The 16115-nt window shown below is 50.7% G+C and carries 15 protein-coding genes and 3 tRNA genes; 13 read left to right on the top strand and 5 right to left on the bottom strand.

Annotated features, from left to right (window positions below):
- Nucleotides 1–46 precede the first annotated feature (46 nt).
- The 4 genes from rplT to thrS form a co-directional block, all read right to left on the bottom strand.
- The gene (gene rplT / locus EHW56_RS01110) at nucleotides 47–400 is read right to left on the bottom strand and encodes a 50S ribosomal protein L20 (RefSeq protein WP_152798926.1); all 354 of its coding nucleotides are present in this window, start codon (nucleotides 398–400) and stop codon (nucleotides 47–49) included.
- A gap of 36 nt (nucleotides 401–436) precedes the next feature.
- The gene (gene rpmI / locus EHW56_RS01105; protein WP_025673304.1) at nucleotides 437–631 is read right to left on the bottom strand and encodes a 50S ribosomal protein L35; all 195 of its coding nucleotides are present in this window, start codon (nucleotides 629–631) and stop codon (nucleotides 437–439) included.
- 96 nt (nucleotides 632–727) lie between these two features.
- The gene (gene infC, locus EHW56_RS01100; RefSeq protein ID WP_077459463.1) at nucleotides 728–1273 is read right to left on the bottom strand and encodes a translation initiation factor IF-3; all 546 of its coding nucleotides are present in this window, start codon (nucleotides 1271–1273) and stop codon (nucleotides 728–730) included.
- Between the two features lie 3 nt (nucleotides 1274–1276).
- Entirely contained in the window at nucleotides 1277–3205 is a 1929-nt protein-coding gene (gene thrS, locus EHW56_RS01095; RefSeq protein WP_152798923.1) for a threonine--tRNA ligase, read from the bottom strand.
- Nucleotides 3206–3457: 252 nt separating this feature from the next.
- Here thrS and hutC point away from each other — a divergent pair, with 252 nt between their 5' ends.
- The 13 genes from hutC to EHW56_RS01030 all read left to right on the top strand — a co-directional run bounded on the left by hutC (nucleotide 3458) and on the right by EHW56_RS01030 (nucleotide 15111).
- The gene (gene hutC, locus EHW56_RS01090; RefSeq protein WP_046073262.1) at nucleotides 3458–4162 is read left to right on the top strand and encodes a histidine utilization repressor; all 705 of its coding nucleotides are present in this window, start codon (nucleotides 3458–3460) and stop codon (nucleotides 4160–4162) included.
- Between the two features lie 275 nt (nucleotides 4163–4437).
- The gene (gene hutI, locus EHW56_RS01085) at nucleotides 4438–5661 is read left to right on the top strand and encodes an imidazolonepropionase (RefSeq protein ID WP_152795196.1); all 1224 of its coding nucleotides are present in this window, start codon (nucleotides 4438–4440) and stop codon (nucleotides 5659–5661) included.
- Complete coding sequence (hutG, locus tag EHW56_RS01080; RefSeq protein ID WP_152795198.1) at nucleotides 5658–6668, top strand: formimidoylglutamase; 1011 nt, start codon at nucleotides 5658–5660, stop codon at nucleotides 6666–6668. Before hutI ends, hutG begins: the two co-directional genes overlap by 4 nt.
- A 2-nt stretch (nucleotides 6669–6670) precedes the next feature.
- On the top strand, nucleotides 6671–8359 hold the full coding sequence (gene hutU / locus EHW56_RS01075; protein WP_152795200.1) for a urocanate hydratase: 1689 nt from the start codon (nucleotides 6671–6673) through the stop codon (nucleotides 8357–8359).
- 10 nt (nucleotides 8360–8369) lie between these two features.
- Nucleotides 8370–9914, top strand: a complete 1545-nt coding sequence (gene hutH, locus EHW56_RS01070; protein WP_152795202.1) for a histidine ammonia-lyase — start codon at nucleotides 8370–8372, stop codon at nucleotides 9912–9914.
- A gap of 159 nt (nucleotides 9915–10073) precedes the next feature.
- Entirely contained in the window at nucleotides 10074–10943 is an 870-nt protein-coding gene (locus EHW56_RS01065) for a fructosamine kinase family protein (protein WP_152795204.1), read from the top strand.
- A 35-nt stretch (nucleotides 10944–10978) separates the two neighbouring features.
- Nucleotides 10979–11632 (top strand): hexitol phosphatase HxpB, encoded by a 654-nt coding sequence (gene hxpB, locus EHW56_RS01060; protein ID WP_152795206.1) that lies wholly within the window; start codon nucleotides 10979–10981, stop codon nucleotides 11630–11632.
- 172 nt (nucleotides 11633–11804) lie between these two features.
- The gene (locus EHW56_RS01055) at nucleotides 11805–12008 is read left to right on the top strand and encodes a CPXCG motif-containing cysteine-rich protein (RefSeq protein WP_152795208.1); all 204 of its coding nucleotides are present in this window, start codon (nucleotides 11805–11807) and stop codon (nucleotides 12006–12008) included.
- Between the two features lie 162 nt (nucleotides 12009–12170).
- A complete protein-coding gene (locus EHW56_RS01050; protein WP_172969942.1) occupies nucleotides 12171–13541 on the top strand; it encodes an MATE family efflux transporter in 1371 nt (456 codons plus the stop codon).
- A gap of 119 nt (nucleotides 13542–13660) precedes the next feature.
- On the top strand, nucleotides 13661–14665 hold the full coding sequence (locus EHW56_RS01045; protein WP_152795210.1) for a DUF3080 domain-containing protein: 1005 nt from the start codon (nucleotides 13661–13663) through the stop codon (nucleotides 14663–14665).
- 179 nt (nucleotides 14666–14844) lie between these two features.
- Nucleotides 14845–14921 (top strand) — tRNA-Val (locus EHW56_RS01040).
- Nucleotides 14922–14944: 23 nt separating this feature from the next.
- Nucleotides 14945–15021 (top strand) — tRNA-Val (locus EHW56_RS01035).
- A 13-nt stretch (nucleotides 15022–15034) separates the two neighbouring features.
- A tRNA-Val gene (locus EHW56_RS01030) sits at nucleotides 15035–15111 on the top strand.
- A gap of 169 nt (nucleotides 15112–15280) precedes the next feature.
- Here the strand turns inward: EHW56_RS01030 and EHW56_RS01025 are convergent.
- The gene (locus EHW56_RS01025; RefSeq protein ID WP_152795212.1) at nucleotides 15281–16105 is read right to left on the bottom strand and encodes a Cof-type HAD-IIB family hydrolase; all 825 of its coding nucleotides are present in this window, start codon (nucleotides 16103–16105) and stop codon (nucleotides 15281–15283) included.
- Between the last annotated feature and the right edge of the window lie 10 nt (nucleotides 16106–16115).

The raw sequence follows: 16115 nt of genomic DNA, 5'->3' as shown, positions 1-16115 counted from the left end.
AGGAGAGCCGAAGCTCTCCTTTCTCAGCAATTCTTTACTGTAAAAATTACAGTGAAGCTTTCGCTTTTTCTACCAGCACAGAGAATGCTGCTTTGTCATATACCGCGATATCGGCAAGGAGCTTACGATCGATTTCGATAGATGCCTTTTTAAGACCGTTAATCAGACGGCTGTATGACATACCGTTTTGGCGAGCCGCAGCGTTGATACGTGCGATCCACAGTTGACGGAATTGGCGTTTCTTGTTGCGACGGTCACGGTAAGCATATTGACCAGCTTTCGTTACCGCCTGAAAAGCTACGCGGTATACGCGTGAACGCGCACCATAGTAACCTTTCGCTTGCTTCATTACACTCTTGTGACGTGCACGAGCTTGTACACCACGTTTTACGCGAGCCATTGTCTCTCTCCTAAACTAAATAATAAAACTAAAAACTTATGCGTATGGCAGCATGCGAGCTACTTGCGCGTTTTCGCACGCAGGAAGAACCGCATTTGGACGAAGCTGACGCTTGTTCTTAGTAGTACGTTTAGTCAGGATATGACGCTTGGTTGCACGCTTGTACTTGAAGCCACCAGCTGTTTTTTTGAAACGCTTAGCAGCACCTTTGTTGGATTTCATCTTAGACATGATGAATAACTCCGCATTGTATTAATAACATAGCAATTTGGCGAACAAAGCGGCTGCACCCAACGGGCGCAGCCGCATGTTACTTGGAAGCCAGAATTACTTCTTCTTTGGGGCCAGAACCATGATCATCTGACGGCCTTCGATGCGTGAAGGGAAGCTTTCTACTGAAGCAATTTCAGCAGTGTCTTCTTTCAAGCGGTTCAGCACGTCAACACCGATGCTTTGGTGCGCCATTTCGCGACCGCGGAATCGGATAGTGACCTTGACCTTATTGCCCTCTTCAATGAAGCGAACCAGGTTGCGTAGTTTTACCTGGTAGTCGCCTACATCTGTGCCAGGACGGAATTTGACTTCCTTAACCTGAATAGTCTTTTGTTTTTTCTTCTGCTCTTTCGCAGCTTTACTCTTCTCGTAAAGGAATTTGCCGTAATCCATAATACGACAAACCGGCGGCTCAGCGTTCGGACTGATCTCTACCAAGTCAAGAGTCGCCTCTTCTGCTTTGGCGAGTGCTTCATCAAATGGGACAATACCCACTTGTTCACCGTCGGCGTCAGTCAGACGTACTTCCTTAACACCACGAATTTCGTTGTTTAGACGATGAGCGTTCTTCTTTGCCGGGGCTTTTCTTGCGCCTTTAATACCTTATTCCTCCACAATATTGAGTGTTCGATCTTGCACTTCTTGCTGCAACTGCGCTAAGAAGTCATCAATCTTCATTTTACCCAAATCTTTACCTTTACGGGTCCGTATTGCGACTTCGCCAGCTTCCATTTCCTGGTCACCACAAACCAACATATACGGAACACGCTTCAAAGTGTGTTCGCGGATTTTAAAGCCAATCTTCTCGTTTCTCAAGTCCGCAGAGGCTCTAAATCCAGCTTTTTGCAGTTTTTTCGCAATCTCTTGCGCGTAATCTGCTTGTTTATCCGTGATATTCATCACAACGGCTTGTTGTGGTGATAACCACGCGGGGAAGTGTCCCGCGTATTCTTCGATAAGAATACCGATGAAACGTTCTAGTGAGCCCAAGATAGCACGGTGGATCATGACCGGTGTGTGCCGCTCATTATCTTCCCCTACATAGGTCGCGCTTAGGCGCTCGGGCAACGCAAAGTCAAGCTGCACTGTACCACATTGCCATGCACGATCGAGACAATCATGCAAGGTAAATTCAATCTTAGGTCCGTAGAATGCGCCCTCACCTTCTTGAATTTCAAACGGAATGTCCATTGCCGTTAACGCTTCATTTAAGGCTTGCTCGGCTTTGTCCCACATGTCATCGGAGCCAACACGTGTTTCAGGGCGTGTCGACAGCTTGACTTCAATGTTGTTAAAGCCAAAGGTCTGATAGGTCTCATAGACCATCTCGATACACGCACTGACTTCTTGCTGCACCTGTTCTGGGGTACAGAAAATGTGCGCGTCATCTTGGGTAAAGCCACGAACACGCATCAGACCATGCAATGCGCCTGATGGTTCGTTACGGTGACAACTGCCGAACTCAGCCATACGTAACGGCAGGTCACGGTACGACTTAAGGCCTTGGTTAAAGATCTGGACATGACCAGGGCAGTTCATTGGCTTGAGTGCGTATTCACGGTTCTCAGAATTCGTCGTGAACATGTAATCCGCATACTTGTCCCAATGGCCTGAGCGCTCCCAAAGCACGCGATCCATAATGAGCGGCCCTTTGACTTCTTGGTAATCATACTCAGCCAGTTTGTCACGAATAAACTGCTCTAGCTCACGGAAAATCGTCCAGCCGTTGTGATGCCAGAAGACCATACCCGGCGCTTCTTGCTGCATATGATACAGGTCAAGTTGCTTACCCAGTTTACGATGGTCACGTTTGGCAGCCTCTTCCAAGCGCACCAGGTGTGCTTTAAGTTGTTTTTTATCCGCAAATGCTGTGCCGTAGATACGCTGTAGCATTTTGTTGTCGCTATTCCCACGCCAGTAAGCGCCAGCCACATTCAGGACTTTGAAGTTCTGACAAAAGCTCATGTTTGGCACGTGTGGGCCACGACACATATCAATGTATTCTTCGTGGTGGTACAAGCCCGGACGGTCGTCACGTGATACATTCTCATCCAAGATCTCTATCTTGTATGACTCACCACGCGCTTCAAACGTGTCGCGCGCCTCTTGCCAGCTCACGTTTTTCTTCACGACTTGATATTTAGTTTTCGCCAACTCTTTCATACGCTTTTCAATGGCGTCCAGGTCATCCTGGGTGAGCGAGCGATCCATGTCTATGTCGTAATAGAAACCGTTGTCGATGGTTGGGCCAATCGCCATCTTAGTGTCAGGGAAAAGCTGCTTAATCGCATGACCTAAAAGATGCGCACATGAGTGGCGAATGATTTCTAACCCGTCTTCGTCTTTCGCAGTGATGATTTCCAGTTGGGCGTCTTGCTCGATAAGATCACACGCGTCAACACGTTCACCATTTACACGGCCGGCAATGCAAGCTTTAGCAAGGCCTGGACCAATATCGTTGGCGACATCGTAAGTAGAAACCGGATGGTCAAAAGCACGCTGACTGCCGTCAGGGAGAGTAATTAGAGGCATTGATAACAATCCTTCTCAGTGGTGCCACACACCAAGTGGCACATGAAGTGTATTTTGGCGATTAGTAAGTAACCGCACAGTGCGAGTAGAATGACGATTATGAAGATCCCGCATTTGTGATGCAAGTCATCCCAACAATAATTTCTGCGCGAGAATCAGCGTGATAAACAATCAAGTTTCTATCATTCACTTGATTTTACGCGAGACTTCATCAATCCTGATTTGTATACACAATTTTGACAAGGAAACCGTATGGCCAACGCGCCTCGTTATCAACAAATCAAAGCCTACATTGAAGAAAAAATTGAGACACGGGTTTGGCCGGTTGGTACGCGTATCCCCACCGAATACGAGCTGTGCGATCTATTTAACGTTAGCCGGATGACGGTCAATAAGGCGGTTCGTGACTTGGTGACTGATGGGCTACTCGAACGCACGCCGCGGCTAGGCACGTTTGTTACTGAACCCAAAGCGGAATCACCGTTGATGGACATTCGCAATATTGCCGATGAAGTCACTGCACGCGGTCAGCACTATCACAGCGTCATCCATGCATTGAAACGCCTCTCTGCGCCCGTTGATGTGGCAATGCGCTTGGGTGTGATGTTAGGCACCGACGTCTACTACAGCGAAATTGTCCACTACGGTGATGAGATACCGCTCCAGCTCGAGCAGCGCTGGGTGAACCCGGCGCTTGCGCCTGCCTATCTGGAACAAGACTTCAACCAGACCACCCCCAATGAGTACTTGTCTTCAGTATGCCCAGTTAACACCATTGAGCATAGTGTCGAAGCGATTAATCCATCAGCAGCAGTCAAAGAGGCATTGGCGATGAAGTCTGATGAGCCCTGCCTTTTACTCCACCGCCGCACCTGGAGTCAGCAAACGCTGGTCAGCGCCGCATTACTCTACCATCCTGGTTCACGTTATAAGCTAACATCACGTACAGACAGATAGCCTAGCGTCTCGTTAGGCGATGCTTGTTGGATGAATACCTCTCAGCGCTAAATCAAGATTTACAACAATTGCATCAATCCGGACGCTACGATGAACTGATCGCGGATTTTGAAAACGGCGCTTACGACTAACGGTTCGCTTTCCGCGCCATTAATCTCTCTAATCTCGCCAAAACGATCGAGCCGATCACAAAACCTTTACAATCCCTCTTGTGCTCGTGCCCTTATTTGTCTATACATTTGTATAGACATTTATGAAGCAGCAAGGGATTCGCCATGAAGAAGGTATTTACCGACGCAAATGTGGTCAGTATGGCGAGCGATATTCGTGACAGTACTGGCTACCAGTGCCAACCCAATACAGCGATCGCCGTCGAGAACGGCAAAATTGTTGCGGTAGGACAGCAAGCCAAGCAGCTCGATTGGCCTACGCAGTCGTTAAAAGGGTGTCTCGTCACCCCGGGACTGATCGACAGTCATACCCACCTCGTGTTTGCAGGTAACCGCGCCGATGAATTCGAGCAGCGCCTCAACGGTGTGCCCTATCAAACCATTGCAAAACAAGGTGGGGGGATTTTATCGACCGTGAATGCCACCCGTGCGGCCAGCGAAGAGACATTACTGGCGCTTGCTCTCCCTCGGGCAGAGGCGTTAATGCGTGACGGTGTCACAACAATCGAAATCAAATCAGGCTATGGGCTTACCCTCGAAGACGAGCTCAAAATGTTGCGTGTAGCAAGAGCCATTGAACAGCACTTGCCTATCAATATCTCAACGACTTTGTTAGCGGCGCATGCATTACCGCCTGAGTATCAACACGATGCCGACCATTATATTGATTATGTTTGTCACTCGGTGATCCCCGCCGCGGCAGAACAGCAACTGGCTGACGCCGTAGACGTCTTTTGTGAAAAAATAGCCTTTAGCGTCGACCAAGCAGAAAAGGTGTATGCCGCGGCCAATGCCTATGGCTTAAACATTAAAGCCCACACCGAGCAGCTCAGTGACCTTGGCGGCAGTGTGGCAGCCGCAAAGGCAGGCGCCTTGTCCGTTGATCATATTGAATACTTGTCAGAAGCTGATGCTCAGCTTTTGGCCGCGTTCAGCACGGTTGCGACCTTGCTTCCTGGCGCGTTTTACTTTTTGAGAGAAACCCAGAAACCACCTATTCAAGCACTTCGTGATCATCATGTGCCAATGGCGATCGCCACCGATTTTAATCCGGGCACATCACCGTTTGCGTCTTTAACCCTGATGATGAATATGGCCTCCACCTTTTTTAGCTTGACGCCCAAAGAGAACCTTTACGGCGTAACCCGCCATGCCGCGCAAGCGATGGGGTTGAGCCAAAAAGGCCAAATAGCACCTGGCTTTGACGCGGACTGTGCTGTTTGGCACTGCGACTCACCGGCTGAGCTTAGCTACATGGTGGGCACCGCGCCACTTGCCGGGCGCATCGTTGGCGGAACATGGTACGACAATCAAGGGGTACGAGGATGAAACATCTACCTGCAGACATGAGTGTGTGGCAAGGGCGCGTTGACCCAGAGGACGGCGAGCGCGGACTGCGCTTGCACCAAACGGTTACCTCGTACACGCCGTCGTGTGAACAAGGCGGCGTGGTGATCTACGGCTTTGCTTGTGATGAAGGTGTCGCTCGTAACAAAGGTCGTCAGGGGGCAGCTCTGGCACCGGATACAATCCGGCAGGCATTGGCGAATTTAGCTTGGCACAACGCCCCTGCCCTCTATGATGGCGGCAACATTGTCTGTGATGACACCGACCTCATCCTTGCACAGCAAGGGCTAAGTCAACACATTCACCAAACACTATTACAGCATAATGTTTTGGTGCTGGGGGGCGGGCACGAAACGGCGTGGGCAAGCTTTCAAGGCTTATCCAGTTATGTTTCTCGCCACACGTCACCAACACACGCACCAACAATCGGTATCATTAATTTTGATGCGCACTTTGACTTGCGCACGCCACAAGGGATCAGCGAAGCCGGTAGCTCAGGGACACCCTTTGCGCAGATCGCCCAGCTTTGTCAGCAAAAAGGCTGGCCATTTCACTATGCCTGCCTAGGCGTAAGCCGAACCAGCAACACCCAGGCACTCTTTGATAAAGCCGCACAACTTGGATGCTGGGTAGAAGAAGATACCGACATGCAGGTGGCTGCGCTACCGGCACTCAAAGCGAAATTAAGCGAATTCATCCAAGGATGTGATTACTTATACCTCACGCTCGATATGGATGTTTTTCCCGCCAGTGCCGCGCCAGGTGTGAGCGCACCAGCAACAATCGGCGTCCCAGTGCAAGTTATTGAACCACTGATTCAATCCATTTTTAGTGAAGCCGACCGGCAGCGCGTTCGTGTTCCCGTGTGCGACATCACTGAAGTTAATCCTCACTACGATCGCGACCAGCAAACCAGTCGATTAGCGGCTCGCATGGCTTGGACCATGCTACACGCGGCATCGCACCATATTCACCAACAAGGAGAGTAACCATGACGGATCCACGTTTTGATTCACGCACGGTTAAAGCCCCAACCGGGCCAGAGCTAAATACTAAAAGCTGGCTAACCGAAGCCCCCCTTCGCATGCTAATGAATAACCTACATCCAGACGTGGCCGAACACCCTAATGGCTTAGTTGTTTACGGAGGTATTGGTCGGGCCGCCCGTAATTGGCAATGTTTCGATAAAATTGTCGAGGTGCTTAAACGTCTTGATGACGACCAAACCTTGTTGGTGCAATCCGGTAAGCCTGTCGGGGTATTCCCGACCCACAAAGATGCGCCCCGTGTGCTTATTGCCAACTCAAACTTGGTGCCGCATTGGGCAAACTGGGAACATTTCAATGAGCTCGATAAGCAAGGGTTAATGATGTATGGCCAAATGACCGCGGGGAGCTGGATTTATATCGGCTCACAGGGCATTGTTCAAGGCACTTACGAAACCTTTGTTGCCGTCGCTAAGAAGCATTTCGATGGTGAAGCCAAGGGACGTTGGATCTTGACCGGTGGTCTGGGTGGCATGGGTGGCGCACAGCCGCTAGCAGCCACCATGGCTGGCTTTTCAATGATTGCGGTTGAGTGTGATGAAAGCCGCATCGATTATCGCTTGCGCACCGGCTATGTCGATCGTAAAGCCACCTCGCTTGACGAAGCCCTGGAGATGATTGAGCAAGCCAATCAAGCTGGTAAGCCCGTTTCCATTGGGTTACTGGCCAATGCGGCTGATATTTTCCCAGAGCTGGTGAAGCGCAATATCACCCCTGATGTGGTCACCGACCAAACCTCAGCCCACGATCCCCTTAACGGTTACCTACCGCAGGGCTGGACCATGGAACAAGCCGCTGCTCAGCGCAAAGAAAGCGAAGCAGAGGTCGTGAAAGCGGCGAAAGCGTCAATGGCCGTACAAGTAAAAGCGATGCTTGATTTGCAAACGCGCGGCGCGGCGACCTTGGATTACGGCAATAACATTCGCCAAATGGCACTCGAAATGGGGGTTAACAATGCCTTTGATTTCCCAGGATTTGTCCCTGCCTACATTCGTCCGTTATTCTGCCAAGGAATTGGTCCGTTCCGCTGGGCGGCCCTGTCGGGCGATCCGGAAGATATCTATAAAACCGACCAAAAAGTCAAAGAGCTGATCCCGGACGACCCACACCTGCACAACTGGCTTGATATGGCCAAAGAGCGCATTCAATTCCAAGGCTTACCGGCACGTATTTGTTGGGTGGGTGTCAAAGACCGTGCCCGCTTGGCCCTTGCCTTTAACGAAATGGTGAAAAATGGCGAACTCAAAGCGCCCGTTGTGATTGGCCGTGACCACTTAGACTCAGGCTCAGTGGCGAGCCCGAACCGTGAAACCGAAGGCATGCTTGATGGCTCAGATGCGGTGTCAGATTGGCCATTGCTCAACGCGATGCTAAACACAGCATCAGGGGCCACCTGGGTATCTTTGCACCACGGTGGCGGTGTTGGTATGGGCTTTTCACAACACTCTGGCGTTGTCATAGTGTGTGACGGTACCGACGATGCACACCAACGTGTGGCACGCGTGCTGCGTAACGATCCCGCGACCGGCGTCATGCGCCACGCCGATGCCGGCTATGACATTGCCATTGATTGTGCCAAAGAAGAACAACTCGATCTGCCGCTGTTGGACTTACCTAACCAACCGCTGCGCTAAGGAGAGCAAGATGTACACATTAACGCTACAACCTGGTGAGCTCACCCTGGATCAACTGCGACAAGTTAGCCGAGAGCCCGTTCAACTGGCGTTTGCTGACGGCATTGAAGCCACCATGAAAACCAGCACCGACACCGTCACCGATATCCTTGAACAAGGACGGGTGGTGTATGGAATCAATACTGGCTTTGGCTTATTAGCCAATACCCGCATTGAGCTTGACGATCTCGAAACGCTCCAGCGCTCTATTGTACTGTCTCACGCGGCGGGCATTGGTGAATTTATGGACGATGCCACCGTGCGCTTGATGATGGTGCTCAAAATTGCGAGCTTGGCGCGCGGCTATTCAGGGATCCGCTTTGAGGTTGTCAAAGCGCTGGCAGAGTTGGTCAACCGCGAGGTGTATCCCTGTATTCCCAAAAAAGGCTCCGTGGGCGCTTCAGGCGACCTTGCCCCACTGGCGCATATGAGCACGGTATTACTGGGGGAAGGCCAAGCGCGTTATAAAGGCGAAGTGATCTCCGGTGAAGCCGCGTTAAAAATCGCTGGGCTGTCTCCTATCACGCTGGGGCCAAAAGAAGGGCTGGCGCTACTTAATGGTACGCAGGCGTCTACGGCCTTTGCCCTCGAAGGTCTGTTCGAGGCCGAAGATCTGTACGCCGCCGCCACGGTTTGTGGTGCATTATCAGTGGAAGCAGCCCTCGGCAGCCGACGCCCCTTCGATCCACGCATTCACGCCGTACGCGGCCACCAAACCCAAATGGATGCCGCTGCCGCCTATCGCCATCTGTTGAATGAATCCAGTGAAATTGGCGATAGCCACCAAAACTGTGAAAAAGTGCAAGACCCTTACTCGCTGCGCTGCCAACCACAGGTGATGGGCGCTTGCTTGCAGCAAATTCGCCAAGCCGCCGACGTGCTCATTACGGAAGCTAATGCGGTATCCGATAACCCACTGGTGTTTCCAGACGATGGCGACATCATATCTGGGGGGAATTTCCACGCCGAGCCCGTTGCCATGGCCGCGGATAACCTGGCATTGGCGATTGCAGAAATTGGCAGCTTATCGGAACGCCGCATGGCACTGCTCATCGATAGCAACCTCAGCAAACTCCCGGCGTTTTTGGTTAACAACGGTGGCGTTAACTCTGGGTTTATGATCGCACAGGTCACTGCTGCCGCGTTGGCAAGTGAAAACAAAACCCTGGCTCACCCAGCGTCAATTGACAGCCTACCCACCTCAGCAAACCAAGAGGATCATGTCTCCATGGCGACCTTTGCCGCTCGTCGCTTGCATGATATGAGCAGCAATACACGCGGCATCTTAGCCGTCGAACTGCTATCGGCCAGTCAAGGCATTGACTTTCGCGCGCCCGATAAAACCTCGGAACGACTGGAGCAAGCCAAAGCAGAATTGCGTGGCGTGGTGCCGTTTTATGATAAAGACCGCTACTTTGCCCCTGATATTGAAAAGGCCAACGCACTGCTCAAAACCGGGACCTATAACCGCTTAATGCCAAACGGTATCTTGCCAAGTTTGACATCTGTCTCCTAACATCGGTAACGCGTTCCAAACTTGACAGTTAAACGGCTCTTTATGAGCCGTTTTTTATCTAAACTGTCGTCATATCCACAGATATTGGGCGACATCATAGGCTAATATATAACCAGTTGCTGTTACTTCCCTCTTTACCTCGATGTAACGGAGTCGCTTATGTGGCATGCCCTGTCTGTACACCTATCCGAACAACTCGGGATTGATTTCGAGATCACCGAAAAACACGCTATCAGTGGTGGCGATATCCATGAAGCCTATTGCATTAGCGATGGCGGTGATCAGCGCTTTTTCGTCAAGGTAAACGAGCGTGCACTACTCCCCGCCTTTGAAGCCGAGGCGGAAGGGTTGCGTCAACTCGCGATGAGTGGCCATATTCATGTTCCTCGGGTGTATTTTATTGGCCCCGTGAAAGACAGTGCTGTCTTGGTGCTCAACTACCTGCCCATCAAACCGATAGATGACATGCAGGCTTATTTGTTGGGGCAACACTTAGCGCGTCATCATCGCTGGGGAGAGCAAGCAGAGTACGGCTTCGATGACGATAATTTCATCGGCACCACGGAGCAGAGAAACTGTTGGCACCGCAAATGGTGTCGTTTTTTTGCCGAACAACGCATTGGTTGGCAATTGCAATTGGCGGCTGAGCGCTCGCTGCATTTTGGCGACATCGATACCATTATCGAGAATGTTAAAGCCCAACTTGTCGGCCACACGCCCAAACCTTCGTTACTGCACGGGGATCTTTGGTCTGGCAATATGGGCCTGTCGGTCAATGGTCCGGTGGTGTTTGACCCTGCCTGTTATTGGGGCGACCGTGAGGCAGATATTGCGATGACAGAGCTCTTTGGCGGTTTTCCATCAAGCTTTTACAACGGCTATCAAGCCGAGTGGCCGTTAGATGAGGGTTATCAAAATCGAAAAGATATTTACAACCTTTATCACGTGCTCAACCATGTCAACTTATTCGGCGGGCCATACCTCACACAAGCAGAACAATTGCTGACAAAACTCACACTCACGGTGTAGGATGCGGTGCACACAAACTGAGAATGAGGTTGGCGATGTTAGCTGCCGCAATATTTGATATGGACGGCCTGTTGGTTGACTCAGAGCCGTTTTGGCAACGTGCACAAATTGACGTATTAAGCGAGCTCGGTGTTTCCATCAGTTTACAAGATACGCGTGACACCACAGGCGTTCGAATTGACGAGATAGTCAAATACTACGCACGCACTCAGCCCTGGCAAGGTCCCTCCAATGCGGATGTGCAGGCGCGAATCGTCGACCGTGTGGTTGAGTTAGTGAAAGACGAAAAGCCGATGATGCCAGGCGTGAAAGACGCGCTAGCAATTTGCCATCAAGCAGGACTAAGAGTGGGCTTAGCATCGTCATCGCCGCTCACGCTTATCCATCCTACTTTGGATGCATTAGGACTCAGTGATCAATTTGCCATCGTGGAGTCAGCCGGTGCACTTAAACACGGCAAACCTCACCCGGAGGTCTATCTTAACGCCGCCAATGCCTTGGGTGTGGAGCCCGATCACTGTGTAGCTTTTGAAGATTCATTTACTGGCCTACTTGCTGCCAAAGCGGCCTCGATGAAAACCATCGTCGTGCCTGCAGCCCATGAGTGGGAAGATCCTCGCTTTGTGATAGCCGACCAAAAGCTTGCGAGCCTTCGTGCATTTAGCGCAGATAATCTCGAATCGCTCTAGCCGTCGACATCATGATAGCAATATAAATGGCATTCACCGGCATCAAGGTGATATGCCATTTGTCGCGACGCATAGCCCAGTTTATCGATCATATTATCCCCTACGTTTATCCCCTTAGCATCCTCATCTATACTGATTTTGAGTACAGAGAATCAAAAAGAGGTGTGTAACCATGGATGATATTACTGATCGGATCGTAAATTGCCCGCACTGTGGTCATCGCTTTGATATCACATTGGATTTAAGTGGTGGCAACCAGGAGTTTTATGAAGACTGCCCAAACTGTTGCAATGCCATTCATTACGATATGCAGATTGATGAATCTCATCGAACCATTCATTTGTTTATTGATGCGGATGATGAGCAAATTTTCTAACCGTTAAGCGCGATGCCGCCGCAACGCGCCTGTCCTAAAGACTTTGCATCGCCGTGGGTGCGAAATTGATAGTGCTTTCGCTTTCCTTTCTCTTCCCCTAGCACGTATAATTGCGCGCGATTCCATTCCCCTTCCGTTCAATCACAAATTATTGAGGCCGACGTGCAGCAATACCATGATGAAGCAAGAGCCATTATTCGGCTCAGTGTGCCTGTTTTTATTGCCCAAATAGCTCAAACCTCAATGGGGTTTGTCGATACCGTAATGGCAGGTGGCTACAGTGCCACAGATATGGCTGCCGTGGCGGTTGCCTCAAGCATATGGATGCCCGCCATTTTATTTGGCATCGGCTTGTTAATGGCGATGGTCCCGGTGATTGCCCAGCTCAACGGGGCTGGCAAAGAAAATCAGATCCCCTTTCAATTTCAACAAGGAGTATACATGGCACTGCTATTAAGCGTGCCGATTGGGCTCATCTTGTATAAAGCCGGCTTTATTATTGACTTGATGGATGTCGAAGCGGCGCTCACACTTAAAACCATTGGTTACTTGCATGCGGTGATTTGGGCAGTGCCAGCCTTCTTGCTTTTTCAGGCGATTCGCAACCTGTGCGAGGGGATGTCGTTGACCGTCCCAGCGATGGTGATTGGCTTTATCGGCCTAGCGGCCAATGTGCCGCTTAACTGGATGTTTGTCTACGGTAAGCTAGGGGCGCCGGAACTTGGCGGCGTCGGATGTGGCGTTGCCACCGCGCTAGTGTACTGGCTGATGGCAGCGCTGATGGCCGCGTATGTGATGATCAGCAAAAAGCTCAGTGGTCTACACCTATTCGCCACCCTTTACACGCCGATTATCAAAGAGCAAATCCGCTTATTTAAACTCGGCTTCCCCGTGGCGGCCTCGCTGTTCTTCGAGGTAACGCTGTTTGCGGCCATTGCTATTTTAATCGCCCCACTTGGGCCAATCACCGTGGCCGCGCACCAAGTGGCGATCAACTTCTCCACCATGATCTTTATGTTGCCGATGAGCCTTGGCGTAGCGGTCAGCATTCGTGTCGGCCACCTATTGGGCAAACGCACCACCGAAGGGGCGGCTAATTCCGCCAAAATCGGTATTTGGCTGGGTGTCAGCACCGCCGTGGTAACCGCCTTACTCACCGTGTGGCTACGCGACCCAATTATCGCCCTGTATTCTGATAATCCCGATGTCGCCACGCTGGCATCATCATTGATGTTATTAGCAGCTGTCTATCAGATCACCGATGCGATTCAAGTGGTTGCTGCCGGTGCTCTGCGTGGCTACAAAGACATGCGCGCCATTTTCCAACGCACCCTGATCGCCTACTGGGGGCTGGGCTTGCCGCTCGGCTATGTGCTTGGCATGACAGACTGGCTGGTACCGGCCATGGGCGCGCACGGTTTTTGGGTTGGCATTATTATCGGTCTATCCAGTGCCGCGGTATTGTTGGGCCTACGCTTGCGCTGGATGCGCCAGCAATCTCCTGAGTTCCAACTGGCTATGGCAGAGCGGTAAGTGTCTTACATAGCCCCAGCAATACGGATAAACTAATATTACGCAGAGCGATCGCGGGTCAGATCGCTCGCGTAACATCAGGAAGTGAGTCTAGAAAGCCAAAGGATAAAAACGACATCATGCGCCGAATACAAACTGCAATACTCGTGATATCGTTAGCAGCACTAACAGGTTGCCAATCAGATGATCCGGCCAAGGATATGATGGCCGACTACTACCAGCGACTTGGCAATGTATTGGATGCACCCACCCCCGATTTCACTTCCCCCGAATTGCCAGCATTGCCACGTAAACGCGATTTGGTTCAGCCGCTTGATGAACTGCGAATGGGGGTACTCGATGCCTATGAGCTTCGCCAGTGTGGCTTATTCAACCTTATTGCAGAACGTAACTCATCCTTGGGTAAAGTCGCGGATCGCTTTCGCCAACTTGACTACGAGCTCAAATTCATCGATACCGCGGCGCAGTGTCTGCCGCAAGTGAAGGATCCGAGCATTCAAGCTGAGCTGAAAAAGGCACTAACACTTAAACGCCAGCAACGGGAGAAAGTGATCTGGAATACGTTGATTGATAGTGACGCCTGGCGCAAACAACTCAGCTTACCCGCCTTTACACTTCCCATCGAACTGCCGGCACACAGTAATGCGGTTAACACTATTGAGCAGTTTAGCCAATTGATACCCTCAACCCAAGCGCCCACAGAGCCTGTTACGACTTGGCAAGAAAGTATCGAGAAACAACCCATCTTAGGCGATTTGTTTGTGAGCTTGAGCTATCACACCGCGTGGCTTAACCAAACCAGTGAACTGATCGCTAATCATCAACAGACAGTGCGTTGCGGCGGTAATTTCGATACCACACGTTTAAAACGCCTACAGACCGTGTTTTATAAGTTTTATGTGGGTGATGTGCAGCCATACCTTGCTCGGGTAGACGGACTTTATCGTGATCTCGCCCCCGCGCTTTCGCGCCTCGGGAGCTTAAACACCCCTGATACATTTAACGATTACAAAAAAGCCTACTGGGAGGGAGAAGCGTATCAGGCGTATAAAGCGGCGATTAAGCATCATGCTGATGTCTGGCAGCAATTGTTCCAGCGCTGTGAGGTTAAGCTTGGGCAATAAAGCACCAAAAATCAGTAAGTCAGTGCAATCGCTTAGCGATATAAGCAAGATGAATACTGAAAATACCGCCATATTGACGATCAAATCGCCAAACAGTCGTTTCTGCGCAAAAATATGCGCTTAAGCGCTTGCGTGACAAAGATGAACTCGCTACTATTCACCCCGCTTTCAAGCACTGTGCGTCCGTAGCTCAGCTGGTTAGAGTATCGCCTTGACATGGCGGGGGTCGGTGGTTCGAGTCCACTCGGACGCACCATTTTGCTTGAAACACTAAATTATGCGTCTGTAACTCAGTTGGTTAGAGTGTCACCTTGACATGGTGGAAGTCGGTGGTTCGAGTCCACTCAGACGCACCACATTTTGAAATTTGCGTCCGTAGCTCAGTTGGTTAGAGTACCGCCTTGACATGGCGGGGGTCGGCAGTTCGAGTCTGCCCGGACGCACCATTTCCAGAGAGCCTGCTTAAAAGCAGGCTTTTTTGTTTTGCGCAAAGACCGCTATCTGTTCTTTAAAGCAAGATAGGCTCACGCCACGTCAGTAAACGATGCCATCAGTATCATGAAATAAAACGAGGCAGGCACAAACACCCACCCCATTTGTTCATGCTTGTTCGTTTTAGGCTACGGCGCTATCGGCCGCAAACACAAACTTTTCAATCGCTTTGGCCACACCGTGCTCATCATTGCTCTCGGTAATGTAATCTGCGGTTTGCTTGGTTGCTTCCATCGCATTCGCCATCGCAATGCCAAGGCCTGCGTATTCCAACATTGCGTGATCGTTTTCAGCATCGCCCATGCAAATCACTTCATCAGGTTGAATGCCTAGATGCGCTGAAATGGCAGCTACCCCCGCCCCTTTATTACTAGCAGGGTTTAAAAACTCGAGGAAGAAAGGCGCACTTTGCACGACCGTAAATTCCTCGCGTAGCGCGGATGGTAACGCACTGATCACTTCGTTTAATTTGCTTGGCTCTGCCACCATCAACACTTTGATAATCGGATGATCATCGCTTAGGGTCTCGAAATCCATCACGGTAATATCCAGCCCGTTGATCTTGCCCTCAATCTCGGTATACGGATTCTGTGCTGGTGTAATCAAACCGTGCTCAGTACTAAATGCATGCACATAAGCACCCAGTGCCTCGGCATGCTGAGCCAGCGCTTTGGCGGCTTTGCCGTCAAGCCCTTTTTGCAAGATAACTTCATCAGTACCTAGGTTTTTTACCATTGAACCGTTGTAATACAGCACAAAGTCTTTATCCGACCCGATTCCCAGTTCGTCTAGCTTAGGCTGCATGCCCTCAAGCGGCCGACCAGACGCCAATACCACAGTCGCGCCTTTCTCACGCGCGCGGGCAATGGCTTGCTTATTCTCAGCAGATATTGCTTTCTCGCTGTTTAACAAGGTGCCGTCCATATCTAGGGCGATTAATTTGTACATCGTTTACTCA

Source organism: Salinivibrio sp. VGrn1 (genome assembly GCF_009377995.1).
Lineage (GTDB): Bacteria > Pseudomonadota > Gammaproteobacteria > Enterobacterales > Vibrionaceae > Salinivibrio > Salinivibrio siamensis.
This window is presented reverse-complemented; position numbering and strand designations above follow the sequence as displayed.